The sequence below is a fragment of the Novosphingobium sp. genome, assembly GCF_040398825.1.
Lineage (GTDB): Bacteria > Pseudomonadota > Alphaproteobacteria > Sphingomonadales > Sphingomonadaceae > Novosphingobium.
The window spans coordinates 69576-84615 of sequence record NZ_JBBATI010000011.1 but is presented as its reverse complement, the minus strand read 5'-3'; the positions used below and the strand labels follow the sequence as shown (position 1 = coordinate 84615).

The following is a 15040-nucleotide window of genomic DNA, read 5'->3' as shown; positions in this document are numbered from 1 at the left end:
GCCGGGGGTGCGGGGCGGTGGGTGGCACAAAGTCGCTTTTTGGCGACTTTCGAAACAAACTCTGAAAGCCATAACCATCCTTTGTTTCGTCTGAAGGGACCTATCTAATGAGCGACACCGCCGACCGCGTTAAAAAGATCGTTGTCGAGCACCTTGGCGTCGAAGCCGACAAGGTTACCGAAGATGCCAGCTTCATCGACGATCTGGGTGCCGATTCGCTCGACATCGTCGAACTGGTGATGGCGTTTGAAGAAGAATTTGGTGTCGAGATTCCCGACGACGCGGCGGAAAAGATCGCCACGGTCGCCGATGCGATCAAATATATCGACGAAAACAAGGGCTGATCACCCGAAGCTCCCCACGCTGGCCGGGCCCATGCCCGGACGGCAGGCGTGTTTCCACCGGACCTGCCGCAAGCGGCGCAATCGGTGGCTGCTGGCCGGGCGGGAGAATAAAGGCAGGCTCGGCCCGGATACTGGGCTGGGCCTGTTTTCTTATCCGGCACGCCATCTTGAATACCGTGCCGGTGAATTCTTAAATGCCGAAATACCAAATGTTTGGGGCAGGGGTGTGATGGCCATTCATCGCGCCGCTGCACCCTGATCCGGAGCAAAGCAATGCGTCGTGTCGTTGTCACCGGGCTTGGCCTGGTCACCCCGCTGGGGGCAGACGTTGAAACCGTGTGGGCCAATCTGCTCGCCGGCAAATCGGGCGCAGGGCCGATTACGCGGTTCGATGCCAGCGGCTATAAATGCCGCATCGCCTGCGAGGTAAAGCCGGCCGACCATCCCTATGGGTTCGATCCGTCGTTGCGGGTGGATCACAAGGTGCAGCGGCAGGTCGATCCGTTCATCGTCTATGGCATCGATGCTGCCAGCCAGGCGTTTGAAGACGCCGGATTGGTCGGCATGGACGAGGAACTGAAACTGCGCACCGGCTGTTCGATCGGTTCGGGCATCGGCGGTTTGCCCGGCATCGAAAGCGAATCGATCGTGCTCCATGAAAAGGGGCCGGGCCGCGTCAGCCCTCATTTCGTGCACGGCCGGCTGATCAATCTGATTTCCGGGCAGGTCAGCATCAAATACGGGCTGATGGGGCCGAATCACGCGGTGGTCACCGCCTGTTCGACCGGCGCGCATTCGATTGGCGATGCGGCGCGGATGATCCGCGACGATGATGCCGATATCATGCTGGCGGGCGGATCGGAATCGACCGTCAATCCGCTCGGCGTCGCCGGGTTTGCCCAGGCGCGCGCGCTGAATTGTTCTTACAATGACCGTCCCGAACAGGCCAGCCGGCCCTATGATCGCGACCGCGACGGGTTTGTCATGGGCGAAGGCGCCGGCGTGGTCGTGCTCGAAGAATACGAACATGCCAAGGCGCGCGGCGCGAAAATCTATGCCGAGGTGGTCGGTTATGGCCTGTCGGGCGATGCCTATCACGTCACGGCACCCCACCCTGAGGGTAAGGGCGCCGAACTTGCGATCCGCATGGCGCTGAAAAAGGCCGGAATGGTTCCCGGTGACATCGATTATGTCAACGCCCATGGCACCTCGACCATGGCCGACACGATCGAACTGGCCGCGGTCAAACGCGTGCTGGGTGACGACCTGACCGGTGCATCGATGAGCAGCACCAAATCCGCGATCGGCCATTTGCTGGGCGGTGCGGGCGCGGTCGAAACGATTTTCTGCATCCTGGCGATCCGCGATCAGATCGTGCCGCCCACGCTCAACCTCGACAATCCCGACGAAGGCTGCGCCGGCGTCGATCTGGTGCCGCATGTCGCCAAACGGCGGGTGGTGCGGGCCGCGCTGAACAATTCGTTCGGTTTTGGCGGCACCAACGCCAGCCTGATCGTCAAGGCGATCTGACCTTGTCGCGACGGATGATGCGAAAGGTGGAACCATGGCGCGCAACCGATCACGGCGAGGGGGTTTGATCGCCCGACTCATGCGGCTCGGCCGGCGGCAACTGGCGCTGCTGGCGGCGCTGGCGCTGGTGCTGGGCTATGGCGTGCATTTCCTGTGGGGCTGGTACGGGCCCGGCCCGCTGGTGCATGACACTGCGTTCGTGGTGGCCGAAGGCGCGGGCATGACCAGCGTTTCGCAGGATCTGGAGGCCCAGGGCGCGGTTGCGTCGGCATCCACATTCCGTGCGCGCGTGCGCCTGCTGGGCCAGCGTGCGGGGCTGAAAGCGGGCGAATTCACGATCCCCGCGCATGCCAGCGGGGCGCAAGTGCTGGCCATCCTGCAAGGGCGCGAAGGCGTGATGCGGCGGCTGTTCACCGTGCCCGAAGGCATGCCATCGGTGCTGGTGACCGAAAAGCTGCTGGCCCAACCGATGCTGACCGGCAAAGTCACCGTCCCGCCCGAAGGATCGATCCTGCCCGACAGCTATGATTACCAGCGCGGCGAACCGCGCGCCGATATGGTGGCGCGGATGCAAAAGGCGATGGCGCAGACGCTGGCCGATCTGTGGTCGAAACGATCGTCGCGCACGGTGGCGCGCACCCCGGCAGAGGCAGTGATCCTGGCCTCGATCGTCGAAAAGGAAACCGGCAAGCCGGCCGAACGCCGCATGGTGGCCGGGCTCTATTCCAACCGGTTGCGCCAGGGCATGAAACTGCAGGCTGATCCCACGATTATCTATCCGATCACGCAGGGCCGACCATTGGGCCGCCGCATCCGCGAATCCGAAATCCGCAGCGTCAATGCGTACAACACCTATGCGATGGTCGGGTTGCCCCACGGGCCGATCACCAACCCCGGCCGCGCCAGCATCGCCGCGGTGCTGAACCCCGCCGATACGGGCGCGCTGTACATGGTGGCCGATGGCACCGGCGGACATGTGTTTGCCGACACGCTGGCACAGCACAACGCCAATGTTGCCAAATGGTTCGCCATCCGCCGCGCGCGTGGCGACATGTGATGGGGCCGGGCGCCGGACCTGGCGTTAACGATTTGCCAGGCAATTGTCCGCTACGTATTGTCTCGCAGGCCTGGGCCATATTTGGTTCAGCCTTGCGTCGCGGGAACATTCCGACCTTTGCCGAAGGTTCCATCAACGGCATTCCGGCTTGGCCGAGTGTTCCCGCACCTTTCCCCGCATGACCGCGCCTGATCGCACGCCGCTGATTGTGCTGGCACTGCTGCCCGATGCGGTGCAGGCGCGGCTGGATGCCCTGCGCCGCGCGCATTACCCGCCCGAACGCAACCGGGTGCCGGCGCATTGCACGCTGTTCCATGCGGTGCCCGGCATGGTCGGTGCAGAGCTGACAGCCACGCTGGCGACGCTGGCCGCAACCACCCCGCCAATGCCGGCGCGGATCGACCGGGTGATCGATCTGGATGGCGGCACCGCGTTGGGCGTGTTCAGTCCCGAACTGGTTGCGCTGCGCGAAGCCCTGGCCGACCGGTTCCATGGCCTGCTGACCGGCGGTGATGCGGTGCCTGCGCGTTTGCATGTGACCGTACAGAACAAGGTTGAACGCCGCACGGCGCACATCCTGCAATCGCAACTGCGCGATACCTGGCAGGCAGTGGAAACCACCATCCCGGGCATCGCCGTCCATCGCGTGATCGACGGCGCGTGGCACCCGGTCGGGGTATGGCGGTTGCGCCAGCAACGGCGGTAAAGGACGACTGCATCAATACCGCCAGGGACAGTGATCTGCCGCAGCGCGCCATGGTCCCTTGGCGGTTCGGTCAAATCACCGTGGCGCTGGCGATTTCATAGATGAACACCGCGTAACTGTCGGCGTTGGTGAGCAACTGGGTTTTCGTCAACTTGCAACTGCCGTCGGGATTTTCGTCACGAAAATGGATCCCGCCGCCGCCAAAAAACTGCGTCGCGGAAATGTAACCCTCATCGTCATAATCGACCGTGCCCGCATAGCGATGCGTCGCTTCGTGAATGAACGTCAGCACACCGCGTTGAAACCCGTTGTTCTGGGTCGGATTGACGATGTATTCCCGATCGATATGGGCGCCGCCGATATATTCCTTCTTTCCGGTTTTCAGGTTCTTTACCGCATGTGATGAAAACACCTTGTGCATGAAATCGTTGTGCACGTTCACGTAACCGTTCGCGTCCGGGCTGCTGCCGACCTTGATCGTGGTCGTGCCAGAGATGCCGGAATTCGTCTTGCGCAGCACCAGCCCCATCATTTCAAGGTCGGCATTGCCAGGCCCGCCGGGCGCCAGGCTGAAACATTTCGCCCCGGCGGCCTTCATCGCACTGTCCCAATTTCCGCCAATCTTGACTTTTGCCAGGGACACGAGTTCGCGGGCCCGTTCCACCACGCCCGCCGCGGTGGTCAGTTGTTCTCCGGTCAGCCCGCCATCCAGCTTGATATGCGCGATATTGACGGATTTTCCCGAATTGATCGATTTGGATGTCTCACTCCATTTGCCAAACATGGTGCGATTCCCATCAATTTCTGTACCGGTGCTGCGGACTTGTTCGTTCTCTGTTGAAAATCGCCGAAGCGGCGCCAAACGATGTGAAAGTTATGCGGCGGCAACTTCCCGGTCAAGAGAGAACCTGACGGCGCGCGCAACGATGCCGGGACTCTAATCGCAACTGGATGAAGGTTCGGGGTCAACTCATAAGTCATTGAAAAATGGTGCCGGCTACAAGATTCGAACTCGTGACCCCCTGATTACAAATCAGGTGCTCTACCAACTGAGCTAAGCCGGCCTTCCAACCTGACCGCCCATAGCCTTATCGGGCGCCAAAGGTCCAGCCCTCGGTTGCGGCAATTTGCGGGGTGAGGGCGGGCGGGTGCCACAATGCGCGATCGTGCGCGGCGCCGCGCAGCCAGGCGGCGGTGATCACCGCGTCGCTGGTGTGGTCATCGATTGCGCCGGAATGGCCCAGTGGTTCGCTGTCCAGCATGGCCAGAGCGCCGTCGAGTTCTGCGCCGGTGCGGATTTTTGACCGACCAGGGGTGCGCCCGGCGGCCACGGCGGCGATGGTGGTGTAGATTTCGCAGATTACCGATCCGCTCGCGGGCAGGGGATCGATCGGCCAGACCGGCACATGGCCGCGCAGCCGGTGCAGCACGCGCATGCCGCTCAGGCTGGATTTGCCGACTTGCGCCGCGCCGACCAGATTGAAATTCGATGTCGGCTGGCACCCCATTGCCCGTTGCGCGTGTTCGGTCACCCGCATACGCCCGCGTCCGGGTTCAAACCGGTCGCCCTGCCGCCCGCCGTGGCGGCGAAAATGGCGCGCGATTTCATCGTGATCGACAAAGCTGCCGACCGCGTGGTGGGGGTCGGCGTGGGCCATGCGGTCGATCATCGCCCACAGCGCGCGCGCGTGCGCCGGGCTGTCGTCCCAGCCCGGAAAGAACGCACCGGCATCGACAAACGGCAGCGATATGCCCAGATCCATGCCCACCAGCGTATCGGCGGGCAGATCATCGCGCAGCCATGTCAGCACATCGGCGCGCGACCACACGTGCCCCGGGCGCACCAGCCGCGGCGCGGCGTGGCCGTTATCGCACAGTGCAACGGCTATGCCGCGCTGGCGCTCACCCGCTGCGCCCGACCAGTCGATCGCGACGAACTGGCGGAACGGGATGCGCGTCATGGCGGGTTGCGCCCGCTGCGGCGTTTGTCCCACCATTCCAGCCGGCGCAGCACTTCGCGTTCAAACCCGCGTTCGACCGGGCGGTAAAAGGTCTGTGGCGCCAGGCCATCGGGCCAGTAATCGGCACCGGAAAAGCCATCCGGCGCATCGTGGTCATAGGCATAGCCGGCACCATAACCGATATCCTTCATCAGCTTGGTCGGCGCGTTCAGGATATTGGCCGGGGGTGACAGCGATCCGGTTTCGCGCGCGCTGGCAAAGGCGGCTTTTTCCGCCAGATAGGCGGCGTTCGATTTGGGCGCGGTGGCGCAATAGAGCGCGGCCTGCACGATCGCCAGTTCGCCTTCGGGACTACCCAGAAAATCATAGGCATCCTTGGCCGCCAGGCACTGGATCAGCGCCTGCGGATCGGCCAGGCCGATGTCTTCGCTGGCAAACCGCACCAGCCGCCGCAGCACGAACAGCGGGTCTTCGCCCGCCACCAGCATCCGCGCGAGGTAATACAGCGCGGCCTGCGGGTCTGACCCGCGCAAGGCTTTGTGCAGCGCCGAAATCAGGTTGTAGTGGCCATCGCGGTCCTTGTCATAGACCGCCATGCGCCGCATCAGGAATTTGGACAGACCCGCCGGATCAAGCGGCGCGGGCAGCGACACATCGAACAGCGTTTCGGCCTGGTTGATCAAAAATCGCCCGTCGCCATCGGCCGATGCCACCAGCGCCTCTCGCGCCGCGGGGGTCAGCGGCAGGCGTATTCCGGTTTCGTGTTCGGCGCGCGTCAGCAATTGTTCCAGCGCGGCGGCGTCCAGCCGGTGCAGAATCAGCACGGTCGCGCGGCTGAGCAGCGCGGCGTTCAATGCAAAACTGGGGTTTTCGGTGGTGGCCCCAACCAGCGTGACCGTGCCGCGTTCGACATAGGGCAGAAACCCGTCCTGCTGCGCGCGGTTGAACCGGTGGATTTCATCCACGAACAGCAATGTGCGCCGCCCCAACGCGGCCATGCTCTCCGCCTCTGCAAAGGCTTTGCGCAGATCGGCGACGCCCGAAAATACCGCGCTGATCGACACATAGCGCATGCCCACGGCATCGGCCAGCAGGCGCGCGATGCTGGTCTTGCCGGTGCCCGGTGGCCCCCACAGGATCATCGACGACAGCTTTGCCGCCGACACCATCCGCCCGATTGCGCCATCGGCGCCGGTCACGTGGTCCTGCCCGATCACCTCGGCCAGCTGTTTGGGCCGCAGCCGTTCGGCCAGCGGTTCCTGTTCGGGATGGCTGCCGGGACTGGCGGCGGGGCCATCGGCCGGGGGTGGGGCAAACAGATCGGGCATGGTCTGTGGCCGTCATAGCGGATGCCGCAGAAATTTTCATCCCGGTCTTGTCAATTTGCGTAAAAGATATATCGTAGACCCATCGAATCGAAAGGAGATATATGCGTTTCGAAAAAAGAGAGTCGCGTTGCGACCACAGGGATGGCGGCACTTGCGGGCCGAAGATGGGCGGAAGGATGCACCGCGCCGCCGGGCTGTTTGCCCGCGGGATGATGCGTGGAATGGGTCAGGGCGGGCCGTTCGGGCGCCACGGTGGCCCCGGTCGGGGCGGCGATGGCGAAGGATTTGGGCGTGGGCACGGCCATGGTGGTCGTGGCCGGGGCCGGGGCGGGCGGATGTTTGGCCAGGGGGAATTGCGGCTGCTGCTGCTCAGCCTGCTGACCCAGGACAGCCGCCATGGCTATGACCTGATCAAGGGTATCGAGGACCTGACCGGCGGGGCCTATGCGCCCAGCCCGGGGGTGGTCTATCCGACGCTGTCGCTGCTGGTCGATGAAGGGCTGATTGCCGAGGCGGCGGGCGACACTGCGCGCAAGGTGTTTGTCGCGACCGAGGCCGGCCGTGCCGAAACCGCGGCGCGCGCCGACGAAATCGACGCGATCATCACCCGGTTAAAAGCGCTGGCCGAAGCGACCAGCCGCGAAGCCAGCCCGCCGGTGATGCGCGCGATGGCCAACCTTAAACTCGCGCTGAAGGGCAGGGTGTTTGCCGCCGGCTTTGACGAAAGCGTGGCGCACCGCATTGCCGACATCCTGGATGACGCGGCGCGCAGCATCGAACGGCTGTAATGGCATATCCCCCCCGGTGATCGGGGGGGACATCACCCCTGCGCCTGTTTCTGGCGAATCAGCCGCAGATAGGTTTCGGCGACGGTCTGGTTGATGCGGTCCCAGCTGAAATCGTGCGCGCGCGCCTCACCCGCGGCGCCATGTTGGGCGCGCAGGGCCGGATCGGTGACATAGCCGCGCAGCGCTTCGGCAAAGGCGTGGATCGCGCCGGGGCGGATCAACCGGCCGTTGACGTGGTTCTGCACCAGGCTTTCGCTGCCGGTGGCCTCTGCCGCGACGACGGGCAATCCGCAGGCCATCGCCTCCAGCGTGACATTGCCGAATGTTTCGGTCACCGATGGGTTGAACAGCACATCCATCGATGCCACTGCGCGGCCCAGATCGTTGCCGCCCTGAAATCCCACAAACACCGCATCGGGCAATCGGGCCTGAAACCACGCGCGTGCGGGGCCTTCGCCGACGACAACCACGCGATGGGCAAACCCGCGCCGGCCCAGATCATCGATCGTGTCGGCAAACACGTCGAGGCCCTTTTCCATCACCAGCCGGCCCAGAAACCCGATCACCACCGCATCATCGGCAATGCCCAGCGCGCCGCGCCAGGCCATGTCGCGGCGGCCGGGGTTGAATGTCTGGCGATCGACCCCGCGCGACCACAGCGAAATATCGTAATTCATGCGCTGATCGCGCAGCACTTGCGCCATCGATTCAGACGGCGCGACCAGCGCGTCGCAGCGGCGGTAAAACCGGCGCAGCATCGCGGTCAGCACCGGTTCGATCCACGCCATGTTGTAATAGCGCGGATAGGTATCGAACCGGGTGTGTACGCTGGCCAGCACCGGCAGGCCGCGCCGGCGCGCCCATGATACCGCGCGATGCCCGGATGGATCGGGCGATGAAACATGCACGACGTTGGGCGCAAACGCCGCCAGATCACGCCGCGCGCGCGGGCCCAGCGCCAGCGGCACGCGGTATTCGCTGCGCCCCGGCAATGCGATCGCCGGCAACGCCACCAGATCACCGGTCGCGGCGAACGCCGGGGTGGCCACCACCGGCGAATAGACCCGCACCGCCGCGCCATGGCGCAACAGATAACCGACCAGCCGGTTAAGCGCCTGGTTCGCGCCATCGCGCACGTAATTGTAGTTACCGCTGAACAACGCCACGCGCAGGCTGGACAGATTTGGGCCGGACAGATCAGGGCCAGACAGTTCGCAGCCAGACAATTCGGAGTCGGCCAGACTGGTCAGGGCCGTAGCGCCCGGATCATGCGGAATGACATTCATTCCGTGGCCATACCCAGATGCGCGGGCTTTGTCGCGCCCTGACACGCCGGACCAGCGTCAAATTGTCGCAGGCGCCGGGCAGACCAACGCCCCGCCCGCTGGTGCGGCCGGGGCGTTGGTGCATGCAAACGGATGGATATGCGGTCAGAACCGCGCCTTGAACGACGCCTGGAACGCGCGGCGGGTCTGATAGATCGACAGCGGTCCCGAAATCACCACTGCCGGCTGGCTGTTGAACACATTGGTCACGGTCAGGCCCAGCGAATAATTGCTGTACTTGGCACTGACCGACAGCACGCCATAGTTGTAGGCAGCAACACCTGATCCTGGCTGTTCGCCGGTGAACTTGTGAATATAGCTGAAGGTATAGGCGCCATCGTTGTACAACAGCCCGACGGTTTCGGTGTCACGCGGCGCCTGTGGCAGCCACTGGTGAGTCACTTCGTCCTTTGACGACATGATCGTGGCATTGGCCAGCGCGGTCAGGTGCGGGGCCAGTACATAGCTGATCTGGCCTTCGATGCCCTGATAACGCGCGGGGTTGCCGTTGATCGTGCTGACATTGGTGGTCGGGTCAAGATAGGTCGAATTGCTCGACAGGATGTAATAGACATCGGCATCGATGTTCAGCCGTTCACCGGCATAGACAAAACCGCCCTGCCAGTTGGTGGTCTTGGTCGGCACCGGTTGCAGCGGCACCGCCGCATTGTTGGCGCCGGCGGTTTCCAGGCTGGCCCCGAGCGACGGGATCAGGAAACCCTTGGCGAACTGCGCATAGACCGAAAGGTTGGGCTGGATCAGGTAATTGACCGTCGCATAGGGCAGCGTCGGGCGAAAGTTTTCGTGCGCATAGATGCCGACGCGGGCCGATTGCGATGCGATTGGCGTGTTGATGAAACGGCTGAACGTCTGCACCTTTACCCCGGGGGTCAGCGTCAGTTTGTCATTCAGCAGCTTGAACGCCATTTCGCCAAAGAACTGCACCTGGTTCCAGCCGGAATGTTCGTCGTATTTGATATAGGCCGGGATCGGCGTGGTGCCATCGGCCTCCACATGCGTGCCGCCGGCCTTTTCCTTCCAGTTGAAGTTCGATCCGTTGTTCATGATCGCGATGTTGAAATATTCATCGCCCAGCCCCCCCGCGGCCGATGCGGTGGTGAAATCATAGTCATAGCGGAACCGGCGCGTGGTGGCGTGTTCGTACCACAGTCCGGCCTTCAGCACGCCCAGCGGGTTGGCCCAGGTCGCCTGCAGGATGTCGCCCATCACGCGGTACTGGTTGTTCTTGGTATAGCCGCCAATATCGCCGGGGATGGTGGCGCCGCCGCTACCGCCGACTTTGCTGCCCATGGCTTTGACATTGGTATAGCCGGCGCCGGTGCACTGCGTCGCGGTCGACAGCACGTTGCACGGCGTGGTCGAATCTTCGGTCGAAATCGTGAAGTTCTTGTAGAAGTAGGTATAGGCCTTGTTGTCGATCGTGATGTTGCTGGCCACGTTCCACTGCAAACGCGCAATCTGGAAATCGGTAGTCTTGATCTGCCAGTTCCAGTCGGTGCGCGCGTTGGTATAGCCCGATCCGGCGGCCTGGGCGGGGTCGATCCCGCCATAATTCAGCCCGAATTGCGCGACTTGCGCCAGCGTTGAACCGCCGGCGGCGTCCGACTGGTGGAACGGGCTGTGGTTGTACGCACTGACCAGCGTCAGTTTGGCATTGCTGCCGATCGGCAATTCGCCCTTTATGAACAGGTTGGTCCAATCGCCGCTTTCGTGGGTCAGCGCGCCATTGGTGGTCTTGTATTCGCCCACGCCGATCAGTTTCAGCCCGCCCAGCGCCTTGATCGCGCCGCTGTTGACCGTCAGGCGCTCCATCCAGGTGGAAAAGCTGCCATAGACGGCCTGGTTTTCGATGAAGAATTTGTCGGCCACTTCACGGGTGACGATGTGCACCTGGCCGCCATAGCTGGCCTGGCCCAGATCGGTGGCGCCGCCGGGGCCGCGATCGACGATGATGCGGTCATAGGTGCCATTGGGAAAGTACGAGGTCGAATGGTGCGTCGGGTCGTTGGTATCGCCAAACGGGATACCGTCGATGGTGATGTTGTACTGCCCGTCGGTAAACCCGCGCAGCGAAATCTTGGCATCGCCCAGGCCCACGCCATTGCCGCTGCTGGGTTGCAATGCCGCGCTCGGCGTCAGCAACACAACCTGGCTGTAATCGGCGGTCGGCGCGATCGCATTTTCGATCACCGACCGCGATACGATCGATTGCGGTTCAAAAGTGTGGACCGATGACGTGATCGGCGTGGCCTGGTTGACCCTGGTGCCGGTCACCACGATGTCGTCGGTGTTGCGGATGGTGGTATCGGCGGTGGCATCGGCCGCCGCCGGCGCGGCATCGGCGGCCAGCGCGGGCGCTGCGATCCCAAGGCACAGCGCAATGGTGCTGGTGGCAAATGCCCACTGGCGGATGTGATGGCGTGACATGGTTGACCCCTGCTGCTGGAATTTGTCCCAGCCCGCCTGTCAAAATCGGGTGACGGTTATGTTTCGGAATGATTCAACTTGGTAATGTTGGCCGGCAGGAAACTCCCACGAATACATCTAAGTATATGAAAAAAATAGGTATAGTTTAGATGCGCCTTAATGCTGCATTGCGGTGATTGCCTGCCGGTGAAACATTTGCGCAACACCCGGAGCTGCGGGCGGCACCATCTGCCGCCTGCCGCTCCGCAGTGCTGCGCGCGATGCTATTGCGCCGGGGTCAGTTTGGTGTTGAGCACCCAGCCGACATTGTCGTTTTCGTCGGCGACTTCCCACCACAGGCCGTCGCGGTTGCCGGTGGGATAGACTTTGGCGCCATAGGGCAGGGTGCGGATCGCTGCTGCGGTGGGTGCCGGCTTGGCGCGCAGGGTGGCCGGGGCGATGGTGGCATAGGTCTTGGTGGGGGATGCTTCGGCAGTGCCGGTCGATCCCTGTTCCAATCCGCCGAGTTCGGTGACCAGTTTGCTGTAGGCATCGATAAATGCCAGCGTGACAATCCGGCCCATGTCGGTGTTGTCATAACCGCCACCGACCACGCCGCCGCCGATCGCGCCAAAAATGCCCGCCCCGGCGCCAAACCCGATGTCGTTCTTGGCGGCATAACCTTCGACCGTGGCGACGGTTTCGGTGGTGCGCACGTTGGTCACCGACAACACGGTGTTGGCCTCCAGCTTGCGCGAATGAATTCCGCCGATCAGGCCACCAAATGCGCCGCCCAGCATGCCGCCGACCGCCGCGCCCGCGCCCGACCCCTGCACATCGCGGTTGGCACCCTGGATTTCGGCCTGCAGCACATAATCGGCGGCCTTGATCTGGCCGTTACCGACGTTCGATCCGCGTTGCAGCCCCAGCCCGCCGCCGATATCACGTTCCCGCTGCGCCGCCTGCAATCCCGAACCGCGATCGACCAGGTTGAAACAGCCTGACCGCTGCACCATCACCTTCAGCAATTTCTGCGGGGATGAAAGGCTGTATTGCGTCCAGCCATAGGGATCATCGCCATCGACGATCGAAATCGTGCCCAGCTTGCGCACGCAATGCGGCACATCGGCCTCTGCCCGGGTCTGCATTTTCTGGCCGTTCGATGGTTTTGCCGGCGTTGATTGCGCAATGGCCGCCGTGGTTGTCCAGATCGTGGCCAATACCGCCACACTTGCCACCAGTCGTTTCATTGTCTGCCCCTATTCTGCCAACAGAAGTGTGCCGCCGGCTGTGTGCCGTGCGGTGATGTGTGCGAGACCCGGACCTGAATGCTTATCATGCAGGAATAGGCCGGTGTCGCAGCCGGTGCAAGCCGTGGCGATGGCGCATAACGAAGCGGCGCGAACACCATGGTGTCCGCGCCGTCAGCGTTGGGCGGGGCCGGCGGTCAAGCCGGCGAAAATCAGGCCGCGACTTTTTTGCGGCCGGCCTTTTTGCGCTCGTTCGGGTCGAGCAGTGCCTTGCGCAGACGGATCGACTGCGGGGTCACCTCAACCATTTCGTCATCGTCGATATAGGCGATGGCCTGTTCCAGCGTCATCACCTTTGGCGGGGTCAGGCGGATGGCGTCATCCTTGCCGGTCGAGCGGAAGTTGGTCAGCTGCTTCGATTTCAGCGGGTTCACTTCCAGATCATCGGGCTTGGCGTTTTCGCCGATAATCATGCCTTCGTACACTTTTTCCTGGGGGGACACGAACAGAATGCCGCGTTCTTCCAGGCTGTTGAGCGCATAACCCACCGCTTCGCCGGTGGAATTCGAAATCAGCACGCCGTTCTGGCGTCCTTCGATCGCGCCGCGGTGCGGACCGTATTTTTCGAACAGCCGGTTCATGATCCCGGTGCCGCGCGTGTCGGACAGGAATTCGCCGTGATAGCCGATCAGGCCGCGTGACGGTGCGGAAAAGGTGATGCGCGTCTTGCCCGCACCCGACGGGCGCATGTCGGTCAGTTCCGCCTTGCGACGCTGCATCTTTTCGACAACCGTGCCGGCATATTCGTCATCAACGTCGATCAGCAGGGTTTCATACGGTTCAGTGCGGTTGCCCGCTTCGTCGGTGCCAAACAGCACGCGCGGGCGGCTGATGCCCAGTTCAAACCCTTCGCGGCGCATGGTTTCGATCACCACACCCAGCTGCAATTCGCCGCGCCCGGCCACTTCAAAGCTGTCCTTGTCGGCAGATTCGGTCACGCGGATCGCGACATTGGTTTCGGCTTCACGAAACAGCCGGTCGCGGATCATGCGGCTGGTCACCTTGTCGCCTTCGCGGCCGGCAAACGGGCTGTCGTTGACGGCAAAGCGCATCGCCAGTGTCGGCGGATCGATCGGCTGCGATGCGATCGGGGTGGTCACGCTCTGGTCGGCGATGGTGTGAGCGACGGTCGCCTTTTCCAGCCCGGCCAGCGCGATGATGTCACCGGCGCGCGCTTCGTCAACCGGCACGCGTTCCAGGCCCTGGAACGCCATCAGTTTCGACGCGCGGCCCACCTCGATCACCTTGCCATCGCGGTCGAGCGCATGGATCGGCTGGTTGACGCGGATCGTGCCCGATTGCACGCGCCCGGTCAGCACGCGGCCCATGAAGTTGTCACGATCGAGCAGCGTCGCCAGAAAGCTGAACGGCGCTTCGGTATCCAGGCCCGGTGCGGGCACGTGGCTGACGATCTTTTCAAACAGCGGAATCAACGTGCCTTCGCGCGCATCTTCGTCTTCGCTGGCATAGCCATTGCGGCCCGAGGCGTAGAGCACCGGAAATTCGAGCTGCGCGTCGTTCGCTTCCAGGTTGACGAACAGGTCGAACACTTCGTCCAGCACTTCCTGCGGGCGGCCATCGGCGCGGTCGATCTTGTTGACCACCACGATCGGCTTCAGCCCCAGCGCCAGCGCCTTGCCGGTCACGAACTTGGTCTGCGGCATCGCGCCTTCGGAACTGTCGACCAGCAGGATCACGCCATCAACCATGCTCAAAATGCGTTCGACCTCGGCGCCAAAATCGGCGTGGCCGGGGGTGTCGACGATGTTGATCCGCGTGGTTTCGCCGGTGACCGGGTGTTCCCATTCGACCGAGGTGCACTTGGCCAGAATGGTGATCCCGCGTTCCTTTTCCAGGTCGTTGGAATCCATCGCGCGTTCTTCGATCCGCTGGTTTTCGCGGAACGTGCCCGACTGGCGGAACAACTGGTCGACCAGCGTGGTTTTGCCGTGGTCGACGTGGGCGATGATCGCGATATTGCGCAGGGCGCTGGACATCAAAAAGGCTTTCGCTGTTGTGGCGGCAAGATTGGCCGGTATTTTTACGGGGCACCGTCTGGCGCAAGTCGCCCCGGCAATGCGCGGGATGAAGGGGCTGCCATTGGGGGGGCAGGGTCATCGCGCATCACCGGCACCAACGCCCGGTTTGGCGCGCCCATACCGTTTTGTGTGCGCTGCGGCAAGTGCGGGTTTTATGACAGTGATCGCGTGGCGCGGTCGAAGGGCTTGCCGATGGCCGCCAACCGTGGCCTAATTGGGATCAGT

At 63.0% G+C, this 15040-nt stretch carries 12 protein-coding genes and 1 tRNA gene; 5 read left to right on the top strand and 8 right to left on the bottom strand.

The annotated features are described in order from the left end of the window. The first annotated feature begins 107 nt into the window (after window positions 1–107). From ABWP89_RS07920 to ABWP89_RS07905, 4 genes are all read left to right on the top strand, one after another. A complete protein-coding gene (locus ABWP89_RS07920; RefSeq protein ID WP_008071537.1) occupies window positions 108–344 on the top strand; it encodes an acyl carrier protein in 237 nt (78 codons plus the stop codon). Window positions 345–617: 273 nt separating this feature from the next. Next, entirely contained in the window at window positions 618–1874 is a 1257-nt protein-coding gene (gene fabF / locus ABWP89_RS07915) for a beta-ketoacyl-ACP synthase II (protein WP_353228423.1), read from the top strand. A 79-nt stretch (window positions 1875–1953) separates the two neighbouring features. Next, a complete protein-coding gene (mltG, locus tag ABWP89_RS07910) occupies window positions 1954–2931 on the top strand; it encodes an endolytic transglycosylase MltG (RefSeq protein ID WP_353228454.1) in 978 nt (325 codons plus the stop codon). A gap of 178 nt (window positions 2932–3109) precedes the next feature. Beyond that, window positions 3110–3637, top strand: a complete 528-nt coding sequence (locus ABWP89_RS07905) for a 2'-5' RNA ligase family protein (RefSeq protein ID WP_353228422.1) — start codon at window positions 3110–3112, stop codon at window positions 3635–3637. Between the two features lie 70 nt (window positions 3638–3707). Here ABWP89_RS07905 and ABWP89_RS07900 read toward each other — a convergent pair whose 3' ends face one another. The 4 genes from ABWP89_RS07900 to ABWP89_RS07885 all read right to left on the bottom strand — a co-directional run bounded on the left by ABWP89_RS07900 (window position 3708) and on the right by ABWP89_RS07885 (window position 6926). Next, window positions 3708–4421 carry a M35 family metalloendopeptidase gene (locus tag ABWP89_RS07900; protein ID WP_353228421.1) on the bottom strand — a complete coding sequence of 238 codons (714 nt, stop codon included), beginning with the start codon at window positions 4419–4421 and terminating at the stop codon, window positions 3708–3710. 204 nt (window positions 4422–4625) lie between these two features. Beyond that, window positions 4626–4701 (bottom strand) — tRNA-Thr (locus tag ABWP89_RS07895). Between the two features lie 24 nt (window positions 4702–4725). Then, on the bottom strand, window positions 4726–5598 hold the full coding sequence (locus ABWP89_RS07890) for a hypothetical protein (protein ID WP_353228419.1): 873 nt from the start codon (window positions 5596–5598) through the stop codon (window positions 4726–4728). Next, the gene (locus ABWP89_RS07885) at window positions 5595–6926 is read right to left on the bottom strand and encodes a replication-associated recombination protein A (protein ID WP_353228418.1); all 1332 of its coding nucleotides are present in this window, start codon (window positions 6924–6926) and stop codon (window positions 5595–5597) included. The genes ABWP89_RS07890 and ABWP89_RS07885 overlap by 4 nt, the downstream gene beginning before the upstream one ends. A gap of 176 nt (window positions 6927–7102) precedes the next feature. On the opposite strand from ABWP89_RS07885, the gene ABWP89_RS07880 reads away from it, so the two are divergent. After that, window positions 7103–7714 (top strand): PadR family transcriptional regulator, encoded by a 612-nt coding sequence (locus tag ABWP89_RS07880; RefSeq protein ID WP_353228417.1) that lies wholly within the window; start codon window positions 7103–7105, stop codon window positions 7712–7714. Window positions 7715–7746: 32 nt separating this feature from the next. Here the strand turns inward: ABWP89_RS07880 and ABWP89_RS07875 are convergent, their stop codons facing one another. The 4 genes from ABWP89_RS07875 to typA form a co-directional block, all read right to left on the bottom strand. Continuing rightward, window positions 7747–9000: a glycosyltransferase family 4 protein gene (locus ABWP89_RS07875; protein ID WP_353228415.1), complete on the bottom strand. Its 1254-nt coding sequence runs from the start codon at window positions 8998–9000 to the stop codon at window positions 7747–7749. A gap of 144 nt (window positions 9001–9144) precedes the next feature. Further along, window positions 9145–11487 carry a TonB-dependent receptor gene (locus ABWP89_RS07870; RefSeq protein WP_353228414.1) on the bottom strand — a complete coding sequence of 781 codons (2343 nt, stop codon included), beginning with the start codon at window positions 11485–11487 and terminating at the stop codon, window positions 9145–9147. A 263-nt stretch (window positions 11488–11750) separates the two neighbouring features. Beyond that, window positions 11751–12716 carry a CsgG/HfaB family protein gene (locus ABWP89_RS07865; protein WP_353228412.1) on the bottom strand — a complete coding sequence of 322 codons (966 nt, stop codon included), beginning with the start codon at window positions 12714–12716 and terminating at the stop codon, window positions 11751–11753. Between the two features lie 212 nt (window positions 12717–12928). Beyond that, window positions 12929–14773: a translational GTPase TypA gene (gene typA / locus ABWP89_RS07860; RefSeq protein WP_353228411.1), complete on the bottom strand. Its 1845-nt coding sequence runs from the start codon at window positions 14771–14773 to the stop codon at window positions 12929–12931. Window positions 14774–15040: the final 267 nt, after the last annotated feature.